The following is a 17,433-nucleotide window of genomic DNA, read 5'->3' on the forward strand; positions in this document are numbered from 1 at the left end:
CGGGTCGGCCGGGAATTTCGTCGCGGCTCACCTACTGACAGATCTTGAAACGCGGGGTAGCGTCACCTCAAGTTCATCCAGGTGGACTAGACCCATCCTCCGCCACTCGGCGGAGGAGCCATTCCTTTACTCGGATCGTCCGGCACGTTCCTGCCGGTGAAGGGACCACATCACCATGGCCACTGTTCAGTTCGACAAGGCGACCCGTGTGTACCCGGGTTCCACCAAGCCCGCTGTCGATCAGCTTGAGCTCGACGTCGCCGACGGCGAGTTCCTCGTACTCGTCGGCCCTTCCGGCTGCGGCAAGTCGACCTCCCTGCGCATGCTCGCGGGTCTTGAGGACGTCAACGGCGGCGCCATCCGCATCGGTGACCGCGACGTCACGCACCTGCCGCCCAAGGACCGGGACATCGCGATGGTGTTCCAGAACTACGCGCTCTACCCGCACATGTCGGTCGCCGACAACATGGGCTTCGCGCTGAAGATCGCGGGCGTCAACAAGGCCGACATCCGTAAGAAGGTCGAAGAGGCCGCGAAGATCCTCGACCTCACCGAGTACCTGGACCGCAAGCCGAAGGCGCTCTCCGGTGGTCAGCGCCAGCGTGTGGCGATGGGTCGCGCGATCGTGCGTGAGCCGCAGGTGTTCCTCATGGACGAGCCGCTGTCGAACCTCGACGCCAAGCTCCGTGTGTCGACCCGTACGCAGATCGCCTCGCTCCAGCGCCGTCTGGGCATCACGACGGTGTACGTCACGCACGACCAGGTCGAGGCCATGACCATGGGTGACCGGGTCGCCGTCCTCAAGGACGGTCTGCTCCAGCAGGTGGACTCGCCGCGCAACATGTACGACCGTCCCGCCAACCTCTTCGTCGCCGGCTTCATCGGCTCCCCGGCCATGAACCTGGTCGAGGTCCCGATCACCGACGGCGGCGTGAAGTTCGGCAACAGCGTCGTCCCGATCTCCCGCGAGGCGCTGTCCGCCGCGGCCGACCGCGGTGACAGCACCGTCACCGTCGGTGTCCGCCCGGAGCACTTCGACATCGTGGAGCAGGGCGGCGAGGTCGCGAAGACGCTGTCGAAGGACGCCGACGACGCGCCGGCCGGTCTGGCCGTCACCGTCAACGTCGTCGAGGAGCTCGGCGCCGACGGTTACGTCTACGGCGACGCGCAGGTCGGCGGCGAGCACAAGGACCTGGTGGTCCGCGTCAACGGCCGCGCCGTTCCCGAGAAGGGCGCCAAGCTGCACGTCGTGCCGCGTCCGGGCGAGACGCACGTCTTCGCCTCGTCCACGGGCGAGCGCCTCAGCGACTGACCCCTCGGGGCGACCGAACTGAAGAACGTACTTACGGCCCCGCACCTCGGTGCGGGGCCGTTTGCGTATGCCGCCCGAGCGGACAAATACCCCGGAACACAGGCCATTTCGCATCGCGTGCGTCAACACCCGATTCGAAAAGCCCAGTCGAACCATCCCTCGGCCGGGTGACTAAATGTCGCCAAATCATCACTGACCGCTACGCTCGCCTCCGTGACCCACACTGCCCGCCGAATCGGCCGAACTCTCGCCCTCGTACTGCCCGTCGTCCTCGTCCTCTCCGGAACCCTGGCGGTCGCGACCGTCCCGTGGGCGGCGAAGAACTCCGAGGCACAGATCCTCACCGCCTCCTCGGACAAGGCGTCCGTACGCGCCAAGTCCCGCGCCCCGCAGGACGTTCTCCGCGACAAGCTGCTCGTGGAGCTTCAGGAGAAGGACCCGGGGATCGCCCTGACCCACCTCCAGCGCCAGATCGAGGAGCGTCCCTCGCTCGCCAAGCACTGCATGTCCCTGGCCCGCGCGCTCGGCCGCGCCGCTGTCGCGCACTACGGACCCACCCGCGCGCAGTCGTTCTCCCGACCCGTGTGCGACACCTCGTTCGCCTACGGGGTCTCCCAGCAGACCGCGGGGCACTGAGCAGCGCCTCCCCGACCGCCCCGCCTATCGTTCACGGCATGATGACGTTTCCGACGCAGGCCGTGGTCCTCGCGGGCGGCCAGGGATCGCGGCTGCGCCCGTACACCGACGACCGTCCGAAGCCGATGGTCGAGATCCCCGGGACGGGGACCCCGATCATCGGCCATCAACTTGCCTGGCTGGCCGCCGAGGGCGTCACGGACGCCGTCGTCTCGTGCGGCCATCTCGCCGAGGTGCTCCAGGAGTGGCTGGACTCGTCGCAACTCCCGCTGCGTGTCACGACCGTGGTGGAGAAGGAGCCGCTCGGCCGCGGCGGTGGTCTCAAGTACGCCGCCGCACGGCTGCCCGAGCCCGAGCACCCCTGGTACGCCACCAACGGCGACATCTGGACGCGTTTCTCGCTGCGCGAGATGGCCGCGTTCCACGCCGAGCGCGATGCCACCGCGACGCTCGCCCTCGCCCGGCCGCGGATTCCCTGGGGGGCCGTGGAGACCGACGAGTTCGGCCATGTGCTGGACTTCATCGAGTCGCCGCCGTCGCCGTATCTGATCAACGCGGGTGTGTACGTGTTCTCGTCGGAGTTCGCGGGTCTGCTGCCCGACCGGGGCGACCACGAGCGGACGACCTTTCCCCGGCTGGCGCGCGAACGTCGGCTGGCGGGCTTCCCGCTGCCGCAGGGCGCGTACTGGCGGGCCATCGACACCGCGAAGGACCTCACCGAGGCGGCCAAGGAGCTGGCGACCGCCGCGCGTTGACGTTCCCCCGGCCGTTCCCCCGGTCTTTCCCGCTGAGTTCCCGTCGCCCCTCCCCCGGCCGCTCCCCCGGCCGCTTCCCTCGCGTTCGACGCCGGATGCCGGCGCGGCGCGCTCCTGGCGGGGCCTGACGGGCGCCGGGGCACCCTGTACACCCCTCGGAGCCGTACCGGGCGCCTCAGGCCCGCAGACGGGCGCACAGCACACGTACGAGGGCGGCCACCCGATCCCGCCGGGTGGCCGCCCTCGTACGTGTTCCGGTCGTCGCCGCGTCGCGTCAGCCGAGCAGGCCGCCGATCGGGTTCTTGGCGCCGCCACCGCCGCCGCCGGACGAGCCGCCCTCGCCGCCCGTGGTGCCGCCGCCGTCACCTCCGCCGCCCGTGGTGCCGCCACTGCCCGTCGAGCCGCCGCTCGTCGCGGGGCCCTGGCTGCTGGACGGCGGTGGTGCCTGCTGCTGTGACGTCTGCGGGGGGGCCTGGCCGGTGCCCTGGGACTGGCTGGGCTGCCCGCTCGCGCCGGTCCGGCCGGGCTCGCGGGCCGGGTTCCGGCCCGGCGTCGACTGCTCGGCCGCCGGACCGCTGGTCTGGCCGGCGGTCGGCGCGGCGCTGCCGCCGTTCTGCCGGGCCTCTCCGGTGGGCGAGCCCGACGCGCTGCTCTTGCCGGACTTCTGCGGGAGCGGCGAGCCGGGGAGCTGGTTGACCGGGTTGTTCGGTCCGGGCACGGTCACCATGTCCGTGGACCGTACGGCGCCGCCGAGCATGGAGCCGATGAGCAGCGTCAGACCGATGACCACGGTCGCGACGACCGCGCCCCGGCGCAGTACGCGGCGCCGCAGCTCCCGGAGGGGGGAGCGCGGGCCGAGCTTGCGCCAGGCCTCGCCGGCCAGGCGCCCGTCCACGGAGTAGACGGGGGCGCCCGCGATGATCAGCGGGGACCAGGCGGCCAGGTAGATGATGTCGGGCGCGTCGTAGACGGGGACGGTGCGCCAGCTGACGGTGAGGATCAGCGCGGCCGAGAGCAGCGCACCGAAGCAGGCGGCGAGCCGCTGCCAGAGGCCGAGGACGGTGAGCACTCCCGCGACGACCTGGAGGAAAGCGACGCTGAGTCCGGCGCCGACGGGGTGCGAGAGGGCGAAGTCGCGCAGTGGTTCGGCGAGCGCCCACGGCTGGAGCGAGGTGAGCCAGGTGACCATGGAGCCGCGCTTGCCGCCGTCGAAGTAGACGGGGTCGCAGAGCTTGCCCATGCCCGCGTAGACGGAGATGAGTCCGAGGAAGACGCGGAGCGGCAGGAGCACCACGCCGAGGTTCATACGGCGACCCGGGTAGTAGGCGTGCCGTACGGCGGCGTCCGCCGCCGAGTGGTCCAGGCGCTCCCCGCGCGGGTCGTCGTCGTAGTCGGGACCGTCGTAGCCACGACGCTCGCGTTCGTAGTCGCGCTCGTATTCGAGGTCGTCGCGGTCGTCGTGCCCGCCGCGGTGGCGCGCGCCGCCCGCCCCGTACCTGTCGTACTCCGGTGCGTCGTACGCGCCCACGGCCTGCCGCATGGGAGGCAGCAGGGGGGCGCCGGACCCGGCGCCCCCGCCGCGGTGCGGTACGCGCGGGGTCGGCATCGTGTCGTCGCCCAGGTCGATGCGCGGGATGACCTGGGTGGAGCCCCCGACCCCCGCTTCGTAGGGGCTGCCCGGCGCGTCGGCGAGGGCCGCGCCCGCGGCGGTCGCCGAGGAGTTCCGCACGGCCTGGAGGAGCCCGGTGGCTCCGAGGTCGCCCGGCTCCGACCTGCCGCTCCAGACGACGGGGGCCCGGCGGCGGGCCGCGCCTCCGGGGCGGCTCATCGCGGGGATCCGCGCGGTGTCCGCCGTGGCGCGTACGGGGCTGGGGCGCTGGCTCGTTGCGAGCTTCACCCGAAAGCTGGCGTGGTTCACGATGACCTGCGCGGGATCGCAGTCCACCTTGACCATGCTCAGCGGGGGCTGTTCGTCGAACCCGGGCCGGGGCGTTCTGGTGTCCACACTCATCTAACCGAGTGACTTGTGTTTAGGACACTGCCTTGACGGCCGGTAAATGTCCGAGACCCGTCAAGAGTGGCGGCACGGGGACATTTGTACGAAGGGTGCCCCGCACCGTACCGGCGCGGGGCCCGTCGCCGGGCCCGCGCCCCCGGCCGCTCAGCCGCGCCGGCGGGCCGCCTCGTACAGCACCACACCGGCGGCGACGCCCGCGTTCAGCGATTCGGCGCCGCCCGGCATCGGGATCCGCACGCGGTAGTCGCAGGTCTCGCCGACCAGCCGGGACAGTCCCTTGCCCTCGCTGCCGACCACGATCACGACGGGGCCGCCGAGCGCCGGGAGGTCGCCGACCTCGGTGTCGCCGTCGGCCGCCAGACCGACGACGGTCAGACCCGCCTTCTGGTAACTCTCCAGCGCGCGGGTGAGGTTGGTGGCGCGGGCGACGGGCGTACGGGCGGCGGTGCCGGCCGAGGTCTTCCACGCGCCGGCGGTCATTCCGGCGGCGCGCCGCTCGGGCACGACGACGCCGTGACCGCCGAAGGCGGTGACGGAGCGGACGACGGCGCCGAGGTTGCGCGGGTCGGTGATGCCGTCGAGCGCGACGATCAGCGGGTCCTCGCCGTCGTCGAAGGCGGCGGCGGCCAGGTCCTCGGGGTGCGCGTACTCGTACGGCGGGACCTGGAGCACCATGCCCTGGTGGTTGAGGCCGTTGGTCATGCGGTCGAGCTCGGGCCGGGGGGCTTCCATCAGGTGGATGCCGCCGCGGTCGGCGGCGAGCTGAAGGGCCTCGCGCACGCGCTCGTCGTTCTCGATGTACTGCTGTACGTAGAGCATCGTCGCCGGTACGCCGTCGCGCAGCGCCTCGAAGACCGGGTTGCGGCCGACGACCATCTCGCTGGTGCCCTTGCCGCCGCGCCGGGTGACCTGGCGTCGGGCGGTCAGCTTGGCCTTGGCGTTGGAGACACGGTTCTGCACATGGCCCTTGCGGGCGGACGCGGGCGGCGTCGGGCCCTTGCCCTCCAGGCCGCGGCGTCGCTTGCCACCGCTGCCGACCTGCGCGCCCTTCTTGTTGGACGTGCGGCGGTTCCTGCGTTGGCTGTTCCCGGCCATGACCTACCTGTTTCGTTGCTTTCGTCGGTTCGTGAGAACTTCACTTCGTTCACGCGAGTGTGCCGCCCGGCGGCCGGACAGCACAATCGAGGCCCCGGTCGGGGCCCCGCGGCACCCGGTCCGCCCGGCGCCTCCTCTTCAGGAGGCCGTCCCGCGCCTCCCCTTCAGGAGGCCGTGGTGTTCGCCCCGCTCAGCGGGGGCCGAGCGTCCACCGGGGGCCCGCCGGGCCGTCCTCGATGACGAGTCCGGACTGCTGGAGCTGGTCCCGGATGGTGTCCGCCGCGGCCCAGTCCTTACGGGCACGGGCGGACTCGCGCTGGTCGAGCACCAGCCGTACGAGGGTGTCGACGACCCCGTGCAGGCTGTCGCGCCCGTCGGGACCGTCCTCGCCGGCGCCCGCTCCCGTCCAGTGTGCGTCCAGCGGGTCCAGACCGAGAACTCCGAGCATCGCGCGGACCTCGGCGAGGCGGGCGACCGCCGCTTCCTTGTCGTCGGCGGCGAGGGCCGAGTTCCCCTGCCGGACGGTGGTGTGGATGATCGCGAGGGCCTGCGGGACACCGAGGTCGTCGTCCATCGCGTCGGCGAAGGCGGGCGGTACCTCGTCGGCGGGCTCCACGGTGTGGCCGGCCATCTCGATGACGCGCTGGACGAAGCCCTCGATCCGCCCGAAGGCGGACTCGGCCTCGTGCAGGGCCTCCTCGCTGTACTCGATCATCGAGCGGTAGTGCGGCGTGCCGAGGTAGTAGCGCAGGACGATGGGCCGCCAGTGCTTGACCATCTCGCTCACCAGGACCGAGTTGCCGAGCGACTTGGACATCTTCTCGCCGCTCATGGTGACCCAGGCGTTGTGCACCCAGTACTCGGCGAACTCGTCGCCGTACGCCTTGGCCTGCGCGATCTCGTTCTCGTGGTGCGGGAAGACGAGGTCGAGGCCGCCGCCGTGGATGTCGAAGGCGCTGCCGAGGTATTTGTGCGCCATCGCGGAGCACTCCAGGTGCCAGCCGGGCCGGCCGGGGCCCCAGGGGGTCTCCCAGAACGGCTCGCCGGGCTTGACGGCCTTCCACATGGCGAAGTCGCGCTGGTCGCGCTTGCCGGTCTCGCCCTCGCCCGAGGGCTGGCGCAGATCGTCGATGTCCTGGTTGGAGAGCCGGAGGTACTCCGGGAAGGACCGCACGTCGAAGTAGACGTTGCCGTCGCTCGCGTAGGCGTGACCGCGCTCGATGAGGACGCGCATCATCTCGATCATCTCGGGGACGTGCCCGGTGGCGCGCGGCTCGTAGGTGGGCGGCAGGCAGCCCAGGACGTCGTAACCGGCGTTGAAGGCGCGCTCGTTCTCGTACCCGATCGCCCACCAGGGGCGGTCCTGCACGGCCGACTTGGCGATGATCTTGTCGTCGATGTCGGTGACGTTCCGTACGAAGGTCACGTCGTAGCCGCGGTGGGTGAACCAGCGCCGCAGGATGTCGAAGTTGAGCCCCGACCTGATGTGCCCGATGTGCGGTGCGGCCTGCACGGTGGCACCACAGAGGTAGATCGAGACACAGCCCGGGACGAGCGGGGTGAAGTCACGAATCTGCCGGGCGCCGGTGTCGTACAGCCGAATAGTCACGCGACAAGGGTAGTGCTCCGGAGGCAGTGCACCGGGCCCCTTGGGGGCACGGGACACCGAAGCGTGACGTTGGGCGCCTCGGACGGCCCTCGTGAGGGGCGGTCCGGACGGCAGTCCGCGCACGGTCCGGGCACTGTCCGTCATCGGACAGTGCCCGGTGGCGTCCGGAGGGCGTCAGATGCGGCCGACGACCTTCCGGGGGGTTATCCGGACGACCACGCGCTCGTCGTCCTGGGCCGCGTTCGGGTTGAACTCGCCGTACGTTTTCCCGACGTACTTCACGGCCAGCTCGTCGATGAGCTCCTGTCCGCCCTCCGTGGTGAGGGTGGCCGACCCGCGGATCTCGGCGTACGAGTACGGGGCGTCGAAGGGCTGGAGCATGACCGTCACCCTCGGGTCGCGCCGCAGGTTCTCCTCCTTACGACGGCCGACGGTCGTCGAGATGAGGATGTCGTCGCCGTCGCGCTTCACCCATACCGGCGACACCTGGGGGCTGCCGTCGGGCTGGATGGTGGCGATCGCGACGAAGACGGGGCTGTCCAGGAGCTCCTTGAGCTTCTCGGAGAGAGCGACTGCCATCGATGCTGCCTTCCTTGGGAGGGGATGCACGCGGGGTGCACGGAAGGGGTACGCGCGGTACGCGTACCCCTCGATCCTTCTCAACCGACGTGGGCCGTCCGGTATTTCGGGTCGGGCGACTCGAAATCGGCGGGCCGTCCGCCACGACCCGGCGGGCATCCGCGCGAGCGTTCAGCCGGCGCGCACCAGCAGCGCCGTGGCGATCGCGGCCAGGCCCTCGCCGCGCCCCGTCAGCCCCAGCCCGTCGGTGGTCGTGCCGGACACCGAGACGGGCGCGCCGACCGCTTCCGACAGCGCCTTCATGGCCTCGTCGCGGCGCTTGCCGATCTTCGGCCGTACGCCGATGACCTGGACGGCGACGTTGCCGATGACGAAGCCCTCGGCGCGGACGATCCTGGCCGCCTCCTTGAGGAGGGTGACGCCGGAGGCGCCCGACCACTCGGGCCGGGAGGTCCCGAAGTGCGCGCCGAGGTCTCCGGCGCCGGCCGCGGAGAAGAGCGCGTCACAGGCGGCGTGGGCGGCGACGTCGCCGTCGGAGTGGCCGGCCAGACCGTAGCCGTCGTTCTCGGGGCCGTCCCAGAGCAGACCGGCGCACCACAGCTCGCGCCCGGCCTCGAAGGCGTGCACGTCGGTGCCGATGCCGATCAGCGGCAGAGCGGGGAGCGGTGCGGACTCAGAACCCATCGTTGGCCCTCCTGCGGGCGAGTACGGCCTCGGCTAGCACCAGGTCCAGCGGCCGGGTCACCTTGAACGCCTCCTCGTGGCCCGGCACGACCACGACGGGCACGCCGAGCTGCTCGACGAGCCCGGCGTCGTCCGTGGCGCCCTGGCCGGCGAGCGGCACCGTCAGGTGCGCGCGTACGAGCGTGTCCCGGTCGAAGCCCTGCGGGGTCTGTACGGCCCGCAGTCTGGCGCGCTCGGGGGTGGCGACGACGGGCTCCGGCTGGTCCTTCCCGCCGGGCTCGACCTCTTTGACGGTGTCGGCGAGCGGCAGGGCGGGGACGACGGCGGGCGCTCCGGCCCGTACGGCGTCGACCACCGCGTCCACGGTGTCGACCGGCACGAGCGGCCGTGCCGCGTCGTGGACGAGGACGGTGGTGATGTCGTCCGGCAGGGCCTCCACGCCGAGCCGTACGGACTCCTGGCGGGTCTCGCCGCCGGGTACCACGAGATAGTCGGTGCGCGTGGGCAGCGAGTGCTCGTCGAGGAGCAGCTTCACCGCCCCCGCGTCGTCGGGCGGGGCCACCACGACCACGAGGGAGACCGCGCGGGAGGCCGCCATGGCCCGTACCGCGTGGACCAGCATCGGGGTGCCGCCCAGGGTGCGGAGCGCCTTGGGGGCGCCGGGGCCGAGCCGTATGCCACGGCCCGCCGCGGGGATCACGGCGGCGGTGCGGTGTGGGCTCGATTCGTCTGACATCGGTTGCACTCCGGCAGGTTTGTTTCCTCGGCCGACATGGGTATGGCCTCAGCGTGCCGGGCGCGGCGCCTTGACCGGACCCTTCCGTGACACTGGTTGAGACCAGCTGCGCCAGCTGCCCGGGCCCGGCACACCAGGATCGGGCGCAGGCGCGTGTGCCGGATTCGAGTACGGATACGGGGACTGCGGGGGAAATTCGGTTGTGACGTGGTGTCACATCCGAGTAGATCTTAGGGCCGGACGAGGCTCGTGAAGAGGTCCCGCCGGAGAGATTTTCACCTGCTGGGTTCTCTGCCGACTCCTCCGGGCATGCCGCAGTGCCCGGCGACACAGCATATGAATCACTGCTGGTCAGCGGGCACCGCGGCATTGATGCCTGATCCTGCTTCACGCCCGGCTGCTGCTCCGCGTCGGTGCGCGCATGACGCACACATCGACGGCGTACGACAGCCGGGACGTCCGGGTCAGGACCCGGTCAGGACGCGAGGACCTCGTCGAGCAGGGCCTCGGCCTTGTCCTCGTTCGTGTTCTCCGCGAGAGCCAGCTCGCTCACCAGAATCTGGCGCGCCTTGGCGAGCATGCGCTTCTCACCTGCGGAGAGTCCACGCTCTCGCTCCCGACGCCAGAGATCGCGGACCACTTCGGCGACCTTGATGACATCGCCGGAAGCGAGCTTCTCAAGATTTGCCTTGTAGCGCCGGGACCAGTTCGTCGGCTCTTCCGCGTACGGTGCCCGCAGCACCTCGAAGACCCGGTCCAGCCCATCCTGACCGACCACATCGCGCACTCCGACGAACTCCGCATTGTCCGCCGGGACACGAACCGTCAGGTCGCCCTGGGCGACCTTGAGCACCAAGTAGGTCTTGTCCACGCCTTTGATCTGACGAGTTTCGATAGCCTCGATCAGCGCGGCCCCGTGATGGGGATAGACCACGGTGTCGCCAACCTTGAACGTCATGTGACAGGTACCCCTTCCGTGGCTATCCAGGGTAACACGGGAACGGCTTGTTCTGAATGGCGTTTTCGCAGGTCAGGGCGCATCTCGGGGCTTGACAACAGCAATAGGAACGTGCTGCGAGCGGCTTCCGGAACGAGGTATTCGCAGGTGGGAGCGGCTGCGAAGCCGGACAGAAACACACGTGTTCCACCGCCTCGAACCCCGTCACGATGGGCTGAACGTCCACATATGTCTGGTTCCGGAGGCTGAACTTCCCCTGCTCCGTTCGGATGTCGGTCACACGTACGGACAGAAGTGCGAAGCCAATCCGAATTTGATCACCGGGGGTTTACGAAGCTATCCGGCGCTATTCGTAAGGAATGTGTGTCGGGTCGGGGAATTGATCACCGGACTTATGTGAACGGCGTACTAAACATGCCGTGGCCACTTACTTTCGCCTCGCTTAGGCCTCGCTCCCCGGCAGCCTCCGTCGGCGGCCGGGCACCGAAGTGGCGGGTCGGGTGCGGGGCCGTGACGGGGGCTCGGTAACCTGGGCCCGCTGAACCAGCGCCAGCCTTCCTCAGCCCGTCCGCACGTCCAAGCCCAAGGAGTTGCCGCCGCCGTGAGCCGCAGCCTTCGACGCGGCACCCTCGCCGCGTCTGCCATCGCGTTCTCGATCGCCTCGCTCGCCGCGTGCGGTGCCGGCAACGACGCGCAGACGCTCGGCGTCCGACCTGACAACGCCTCGACCTCGATCGGCGACATCAGCGTCCAGAACGCCACGGTCGTCACTCAGCCCAAGGCCACCGCCGAAGGCCCCGCCGTCATCACGGCGACGCTCTTCAACAACGGCCGCACCCAGCAGACGCTCGACGCCATCACGCTGCCCGGCAGCGGCAACACGGTGAAGATCACCCCGGTCAAGGGCAAGGGACCGCTCACGGTGCCCGCGGGCGCCTCGGTCCTGATCGGCGGCGAGGGCAACGCCTCCGCCGTGATCGAGACCGGCAACGAGCCCGCGCGCAACGGCGACGCCCAGCGGGTCGTGTTCCAGTTCAGCGAGACCGGTGACGTCGCACTCGACGCCTTCGTGGTCCCGGCGACCGGCCCCTTCACGGGCTTCGGCCCGAGCGCGCCGCCCTCGCCGTCGCCCGGCCTCTCGGAGGAGCCGGGCGACACGGGCTCGGGCTCCCCGTCCGACGGCGCTTCCGGCGCACCCGGCGACGGGGAGACGGACGACGGCGAGGGCGGCGAGTCCGAGGCGCCCGGCGGCACCGCCGAGGGCGCGGACCAGGGCACCGAGGAGGGCGAGCAGTCGACACCGACGGACGCCGCCTCGGCGTCCTCGGACACGGAGCACTGAGCAGCCGCCACCGGCAGTACGTGTAGGGGCGCCCACCGGGATTCCGGCGGGCGCCCCTACACGTGTGACCGCCCATGACGAGTGGGGTCCAGCGGTCTACGGCTCGAACTTGTAGCCGAGACCGCGCACCGTCACCAGGTACCGCGGCGCCCCCGGATCCGGCTCGATCTTCGCGCGCAGCCGCTTGACGTGGACGTCGAGGGTCTTGGTGTCCCCCACGTAGTCCGCGCCCCAGACCCGGTCGATGAGCTGCATACGGGTCAGGACCCGGCCGGCGTTGCGCAACAGCATCTCCAGGAGGTCGAACTCCTTCAGCGGCAGGTCGACCTTGCCGCCGGAGACCGTCACGACGTGCCGGTCCACGTCCATCCGGACCGGACCGGCCTCCAGGGCGGCGGGCGTGACCTCCTCCGGCTCGCCCCTGCGGCGCAGCACCGCGCGGATGCGCGCCACCAGTTCCCGCGAGGAGAAGGGCTTGGTCACATAGTCGTCGGCTCCTATTTCCAGACCGACGACCTTGTCGATCTCGCTGTCCTTGGCGGTCACCATGATCACCGGGACGTTGGACTTCCCGCGCAGCTGGCGGCACACCTCGGTGCCGGGCAGACCGGGCAGCATCAGGTCGAGGAGGACGAGGTCGGCGCCGTTGCGTTCGAACTCGTCGAGCCCCGCGGGCCCGGTGGTCGCGATCGCGACCTCGAAGCCTTCCTTGCGGAGCATGTAGGAAAGGGCGTCGCTGAAGGATTCCTCATCCTCGACGACGAGCACTCGGGTCACGGAAGGACCTCCGGGGCAGGGATCTCAGTCGATTGGTCAAGATCGTTGACGTCGTGATGAAAGCGGCGCTGGGCATCTTCGTCCGGGCCGGTGGCGGTGGGCGTGCGGTCCCGTCCGGCGCCCGTCTCGGGGAGCCTCAGGGTGAAGGTGGAGCCCTGACCTTCGGAGCTCCACATCGTGACCTCCCCGCCGTGCGAGGCGGCCACGTGCTTGACGATGGCCAGGCCGAGGCCCGTACCACCGGTGGCTCGGGAGCGGGCCGGGTCGACGCGGTAGAACCGCTCGAATACGCGTTCCCGGTCCTTCTCGGAGATGCCGATCCCCTGGTCGGTGACGGCTATCTCGATCAGATCCCCGCCGGGCGCGGCCACGCGGCGCGCCGCGATGCCCACACGGGTGCGGGCCGGGGAGTAGTTGACGGCGTTCTCGACGAGATTGCCGAGGGCGGCGGCCAGCTGGCCGCGGTTGCCCCAGACTCGCAGATCGGCGGCGCCACCGGCGGCCATGGTGATCTGCTTGGTGGAGGCGGCGTGCCGGGACCTGTCGATGGCCTCGGCGACGAGCTCCTCCACCCGTACGGGCTCGGCGTCCTCCAGCGGGTCGTCGTTCTGCACCCGCGAGAGGTCGATGAGTTCCTGTACGAGATTGGTGAGCCGGGTCGCCTCGATCTGCATGCGGCCGGCGAAGCGGGTGACCGCCTCAGGGTCGTCGGAGGCGTGGATGACGGCCTCGGAGAGCAGGGAGAGCGCCCCGGTGGGGGTCTTGAGCTCATGGCTGACATTCGCCACGAAGTCACGCCGGACCGCTTCGATCCTGCGCGCCTCCGTGAGGTCCTCGACCAGGAGCAGAACGAGGCGGGAGCCGAGCGGCGCCACCCGGGCCGATACGGCCAGGGCCTCGCCGCGGCCGGTGCCGCGCCGGGGAAGGTCGAGCTCCACCTGGCGTATCTCGCCGTCGCGGCGGGTGTCGCGCGCCATGTGCAGCATCGGGTCGACGGCCAGCTTGCCGCCTCTGACCAGACCCAGCGCGTACGCGGCGGAGCTGGCCTTGACCACCGAATCGCTCTCGTCGAGCACGACGGCGGAGGAGCGGAGGACGGAGAGCACGGTGTCCACGCCGGGCGGAAGACCGGCCTCCGTATGCAGTGAGCTACGGGTGGGCCTGGCCTGGTCGCGCTCGCTCCAGCGGAACGCCAGCATGGCGATCACGCCGGTACACGCCCCGGCGATCGCTGCCACTGCGGCGACTGCCGCGTTCACGTCCATGTATCCAGGTTATGCGCGGTCAGCGACACTCTCCCAGCCGTACAGGTGTCTTCTCGAACACTCGTCGCCCAGAGTTCACCGTGGAGAAAGTGCCGGTTCACTTGGGAGGGAGCATCCGGACTCCTGACGGCCCGAACGTGGGACCGTGGGGGTTCGACAGCCCCTACCCCTGACGGTCCGTCGCCGGTCCGTGCGACGAGGACGGTGCTGTTCGGGGGCCATTTCGACGTACTCGGACACCCCGGACCACCAGCAGGAAAATCCAGAGAGGGACACCCATGCGGGACGCGTACCACGAGGAACTTGACTCGATCGGCGAGGGCCTGGTCGAGATGGCCCGGCTGGTCGGGTCGGCGATCGGGCGCGCCACCACGTCCATGCTCGACGCCGATCTGAAGCTGGCCGAGAGCGTGATCGCCGGCGACCAGAAGGTCGACGACCTCCAGCACGACCTGGAGGCCAGGGCCATCGCGCTGCTGGCGCGGCAGCAGCCGGTCGCCACCGATCTGCGGATCGTGGTCACGTCGCTGCGGATGAGCGCGGACCTGGAGCGCTCGGGCGACCTGGCGCAGCACGTCGCCAAGCTGGCCCGGCTCCGCTTCCCGGTCAACGCCGTGCCGCACGACCTGCACGCGACCATCCTGGAGATGGGGCAGCTCGCGCAGCGGCTGATGGCGAAGGCGGCCGAGGTCATCATCACCAAGGACGTCGATCTGGCGCTTCAGCTGGAGCAGGACGACGACGAGATGGACCTGCTGCACCGGACGCTGTTCCAGCACCTGATGGACGACCGCTGGAAGCACGGCATCGAGACCGCGGTGGACGTGACGCTGCTCGGCCGGTACTACGAGCGGTTCGCCGACCACGCGGTGTCGGTGGCCAAGCGCGTGGTCTATCTGGTGACGGGTGAGCACGCGGACGAGATCCAGCAGGCGGAGGCCCCGGTCGAAGGGGCCTGACAGCCGGGTGTGCCGCACGGGCTCCGTGGCACGGGGCTCTTGGGGGCGCATGGGGGCGTGTCGCGGTGACAGTGGGGGGCGCCTGCGCGCATGCGCCGTTGATGCGCCCGCCATGGAGCCGGTGCAATGAGCGAAGACGCACCCACGTTCGCCCGTGCACACCTTCGAGGAGGAACCATGGCCGAGTCCCCCATGACCCAACCCCAGCAGGAAACGCCTGTCGAACGGGTGCGGCTGCCGATCCTCGGCGCCTGCGGCTGCGGCTCGGGCTGCGGCTGCGGCTGCCAGTCGGGTGCGCCCTGTGCCTGCGGGGGCAGCTGCGGCTGACACGGACAAGGGCCCGGTCCGGCGGTGAAGACCTCCACCCGGACCGGGCCCTGCTAACTCGGCTCCGTACTACTTCTTCTTGCCCTGGTTCTTCACGGCCTCGATCGCGGCCGCCGCCGCGTCCGGGTCCAGGTAGGTGCCGCCCTGCTTGAGCGGGCGGAATTCGGCGTCGAGGTCGTAGGCGAGCGGGATGCCCGTGGGGATGTTGAGGCCCGCGATGTCCGCGTCCGAGACGCCGTCCAGGTGCTTCACCAGCGCGCGCAGGCTGTTGCCGTGCGCGGCGACCAGGACCGTACGGCCCGTCAGCAGGTCCGGGACGATGCTGTCGTACCAGTACGGCAGCATGCGGACGACGACGTCCTTCAGGCACTCGGTGCGCGGGCGCAGCTCCGGCGGGATCGTCGCGTAGCGCGGGTCGTCGCTCTGCGAGAACTCGGTGCCGTCCTCCAGCTCCGGCGGCGGGGTGTCGTACGAGCGGCGCCAGAGCATGAACTGCTCCTCGCCGAACTCGGCGAGCGTCTGCGCCTTGTCCTTGCCCTGGAGCGCGCCGTAGTGCCGCTCGTTCAGGCGCCAGGAGCGGCGGACGGGGATCCAGGAGCGGTCGGCGGACTCCAGCGCCAGCGTGGCGGTGCGGATCGCGCGCTTCTGCAGGGAGGTGTGCAGGACGTCGGGCAGCAGACCGGCGTCCTTCAGCAGCTCACCGCCGCGCACGGCCTCCTTCTCACCCTTGTCCGTGAGATTGACGTCCACCCAGCCGGTGAACAGGTTCTTCGCGTTCCATTCGCTCTCGCCGTGGCGGAGGAGGATCAACTTGTACGGTGCGTCGGCCATGGGCCCGAGCCTAATCGAACGTTTCCGATTGACGGCTGCCGTCAATTGACTGGCGACCCGGTGACGCCCGTACGTAAGTTGCCGTTGGCCGATCGGCCACTTACAACGCCGGATTCCTCGGGGGGAATGCCGCATGTCCGTCGCCGCACTGAGACGCGCCACGGGGGAGAGCGTCAGAAGAAGCGTCGCGGGGCTGCCGCGTGAGTTCTGGTGGCTGTGGACGAGCACGCTGGTCAACCGGCTCGGCGCGTTCGTCACCACCTTCATGGCGTTGTATCTGACCGTGGAGCGCGGCTACTCGGCGTCGTACGCCGGTCTCGTCGCCGCGCTCCACGGACTCGGCGGTGTCATCTCCGCGGTCGGTGCGGGCGTGATGACCGACCGGCTCGGGCGGCGGCCCACGCTGCTGATCGCGCAGTCGTCGACGGCCGCGTCCGTGGCGCTGCTCGGCTTCGTGCAGCACCCCGTGGCCATCGCCGCCGTCGCGTGCCTGGTCGGTATGACCTCCAACGCCTCGCGCCCCGCGGTGCAGGCGATGATGGCGGACATCGTGAAGCCCGAGGACCGGGTGCGGGCGTTCTCGCTCAACTACTGGGCCATCAACCTGGGGTTCGCGGTCTCGGCCGGTGTGGCGGGCTTCATCGCCGAGTACAGCTATCTCGCCGGCTTCCTCGGTGAGGCGGCGCTGACGCTGGCCTGCGCCGTACTGATCTACATCAAGCTGCCCGAGTCCCGGCCCGAACGCGTCCTCGTGAACGGCAGGAGCGCGCCGGAGACCGGGATGGGGACGGTCCTGCGGGACGGCCGGTTCATGGGTGTGGTGGGGCTGTCGTTCGTGGTCGCGCTGATCTTCCAGCAGGCGTTCGTGGGACTGCCGGTCGCGATGGGTGCGGACGGGTTCAGCAGTTCCGACTTCGGGATGGTCATCGCGTTCAACGGCGTACTGATCGTGGTGCTCCAGATCCCGGTGACCCGTTTCATCGAACACCGTGACACCCGCCGGCTGCTGATCCTCTCCTCGGCTCTCGCGGGGTACGGCTTCGCGCTGACCGCGTTCGCCGGGTCGCTGGCCGTGTACGTGCTGGCGGTGTGCGTGTGGACCCTGGCCGAGATCGTCAACGCCCCGACGCAGACCAGCCTCGTGGTGCGGCTCTCGCCGGTCGACGGGCGGGGCCGCTACCAGGGCATGTACACGATGTCGTGGGCGGTGGCCGGTCTGGTCGCGCCGCTGATGGCGGGTTTCCTGATCGACCACTACGGCGCGGACTGGCTGTGGGGCGTGTGCGGGCTGCTGGGGACGGTGGCGGCGGGCGGCTACTGGCTGCTGATGCGGGCGCTGCCGGCGGACGCGCTCGACCGGGGCGCGGTGGAACGCAACGAGGCGGACGGGTCATCGGTGGACCGGAGCTCGGCGGACGAGAAGGGGACGGAGTTGGACGGCGAACCCGTCGCGCGGCCGGTCGTGTTGAGCGAGGCGACGGAACGGCCGTGAGACCGCTCAGGTCACCGCGGCGATGACCGGCTCTCCGTCAACGGGTCGGCCCGCACGGT

16 protein-coding genes are annotated in these 17,433 nt (G+C 70.4%); 6 read left to right on the plus strand and 10 right to left on the minus strand.

The window, feature by feature from the left end; genetic code table 11:
* Nucleotides 1–175: 175 nt before the first annotated feature.
* From ugpC to SSPS47_RS14635, 3 genes are all read left to right on the plus strand, one after another.
* Nucleotides 176–1,312, plus strand: coding sequence for a sn-glycerol-3-phosphate ABC transporter ATP-binding protein UgpC (gene ugpC / locus SSPS47_RS14625; RefSeq protein ID WP_147876643.1), 1,137 nt, complete (start codon nucleotides 176–178; stop codon nucleotides 1,310–1,312).
* Between the two features lie 213 nt (nucleotides 1,313–1,525).
* On the plus strand, nucleotides 1,526–1,948 hold the full coding sequence (locus SSPS47_RS14630; protein WP_078076561.1) for a hypothetical protein: 423 nt from the start codon (nucleotides 1,526–1,528) through the stop codon (nucleotides 1,946–1,948).
* Between the two features lie 38 nt (nucleotides 1,949–1,986).
* Complete coding sequence (locus SSPS47_RS14635) at nucleotides 1,987–2,703, plus strand: nucleotidyltransferase family protein (protein ID WP_147876642.1); 717 nt, start codon at nucleotides 1,987–1,989, stop codon at nucleotides 2,701–2,703.
* Nucleotides 2,704–2,977: 274 nt separating this feature from the next.
* On the opposite strand, the gene SSPS47_RS14640 is transcribed toward SSPS47_RS14635, so the two are convergent.
* From SSPS47_RS14640 to SSPS47_RS14670, 7 genes are all read right to left on the minus strand, one after another.
* Entirely contained in the window at nucleotides 2,978–4,714 is a 1,737-nt protein-coding gene (locus SSPS47_RS14640) for a DoxX family protein (RefSeq protein ID WP_203557847.1), read from the minus strand.
* Nucleotides 4,715–4,864: 150 nt separating this feature from the next.
* Nucleotides 4,865–5,815: a 23S rRNA (guanosine(2251)-2'-O)-methyltransferase RlmB gene (gene rlmB, locus SSPS47_RS14645; protein ID WP_147876641.1), complete on the minus strand. Its 951-nt coding sequence runs from the start codon at nucleotides 5,813–5,815 to the stop codon at nucleotides 4,865–4,867.
* 190 nt (nucleotides 5,816–6,005) lie between these two features.
* The gene (cysS, locus tag SSPS47_RS14650; protein ID WP_164251516.1) at nucleotides 6,006–7,424 is read right to left on the minus strand and encodes a cysteine--tRNA ligase; all 1,419 of its coding nucleotides are present in this window, start codon (nucleotides 7,422–7,424) and stop codon (nucleotides 6,006–6,008) included.
* 174 nt (nucleotides 7,425–7,598) lie between these two features.
* Nucleotides 7,599–8,003, minus strand: coding sequence for a PPOX class F420-dependent oxidoreductase (locus SSPS47_RS14655; RefSeq protein WP_147876639.1), 405 nt, complete (start codon nucleotides 8,001–8,003; stop codon nucleotides 7,599–7,601).
* A gap of 171 nt (nucleotides 8,004–8,174) precedes the next feature.
* Nucleotides 8,175–8,687, minus strand: a complete 513-nt coding sequence (gene ispF / locus SSPS47_RS14660; protein WP_147876638.1) for a 2-C-methyl-D-erythritol 2,4-cyclodiphosphate synthase — start codon at nucleotides 8,685–8,687, stop codon at nucleotides 8,175–8,177.
* Nucleotides 8,677–9,423, minus strand: a complete 747-nt coding sequence (gene ispD, locus SSPS47_RS14665) for a 2-C-methyl-D-erythritol 4-phosphate cytidylyltransferase (protein WP_164251517.1) — start codon at nucleotides 9,421–9,423, stop codon at nucleotides 8,677–8,679. The genes ispF and ispD overlap by 11 nt, the downstream gene beginning before the upstream one ends.
* Before the next feature lie 475 nt (nucleotides 9,424–9,898).
* Complete coding sequence (locus tag SSPS47_RS14670; RefSeq protein ID WP_003953493.1) at nucleotides 9,899–10,381, minus strand: CarD family transcriptional regulator; 483 nt, start codon at nucleotides 10,379–10,381, stop codon at nucleotides 9,899–9,901.
* A 601-nt stretch (nucleotides 10,382–10,982) separates the two neighbouring features.
* Between SSPS47_RS14670 and SSPS47_RS14680 the strand changes: the two genes are divergently transcribed.
* The gene (locus SSPS47_RS14680) at nucleotides 10,983–11,723 is read left to right on the plus strand and encodes a DUF461 domain-containing protein (RefSeq protein WP_164251518.1); all 741 of its coding nucleotides are present in this window, start codon (nucleotides 10,983–10,985) and stop codon (nucleotides 11,721–11,723) included.
* A 96-nt stretch (nucleotides 11,724–11,819) separates the two neighbouring features.
* Here the strand turns inward: SSPS47_RS14680 and SSPS47_RS14685 are convergent, their stop codons facing one another.
* Both SSPS47_RS14685 and SSPS47_RS14690 read right to left on the minus strand, forming a co-directional pair.
* Nucleotides 11,820–12,500 carry a response regulator transcription factor gene (locus SSPS47_RS14685; RefSeq protein ID WP_030353388.1) on the minus strand — a complete coding sequence of 227 codons (681 nt, stop codon included), beginning with the start codon at nucleotides 12,498–12,500 and terminating at the stop codon, nucleotides 11,820–11,822.
* Nucleotides 12,497–13,765: an ATP-binding protein gene (locus SSPS47_RS14690; protein ID WP_164251519.1), complete on the minus strand. Its 1,269-nt coding sequence runs from the start codon at nucleotides 13,763–13,765 to the stop codon at nucleotides 12,497–12,499. The genes SSPS47_RS14685 and SSPS47_RS14690 overlap by 4 nt, the downstream gene beginning before the upstream one ends.
* 278 nt (nucleotides 13,766–14,043) lie before the next feature.
* On the opposite strand from SSPS47_RS14690, the gene phoU reads away from it, so the two are divergent.
* Nucleotides 14,044–14,724 (plus strand): phosphate signaling complex protein PhoU, encoded by a 681-nt coding sequence (gene phoU / locus SSPS47_RS14695; protein WP_078076550.1) that lies wholly within the window; start codon nucleotides 14,044–14,046, stop codon nucleotides 14,722–14,724.
* Between the two features lie 396 nt (nucleotides 14,725–15,120).
* Here phoU and SSPS47_RS14700 read toward each other — a convergent pair whose 3' ends face one another.
* The gene (locus SSPS47_RS14700; RefSeq protein ID WP_164251520.1) at nucleotides 15,121–15,882 is read right to left on the minus strand and encodes a phosphoglyceromutase; all 762 of its coding nucleotides are present in this window, start codon (nucleotides 15,880–15,882) and stop codon (nucleotides 15,121–15,123) included.
* A 133-nt stretch (nucleotides 15,883–16,015) separates the two neighbouring features.
* Between SSPS47_RS14700 and SSPS47_RS14705 the strand changes: the two genes are divergently transcribed.
* Nucleotides 16,016–17,374, plus strand: a complete 1,359-nt coding sequence (locus SSPS47_RS14705; protein WP_164251521.1) for an MFS transporter — start codon at nucleotides 16,016–16,018, stop codon at nucleotides 17,372–17,374.
* Nucleotides 17,375–17,433 lie beyond the last annotated feature (59 nt).

It is taken from the genome of Streptomyces sp. S4.7 (assembly GCF_010384365.1).
In the GTDB taxonomy this organism is placed as follows: domain Bacteria; phylum Actinomycetota; class Actinomycetes; order Streptomycetales; family Streptomycetaceae; genus Streptomyces.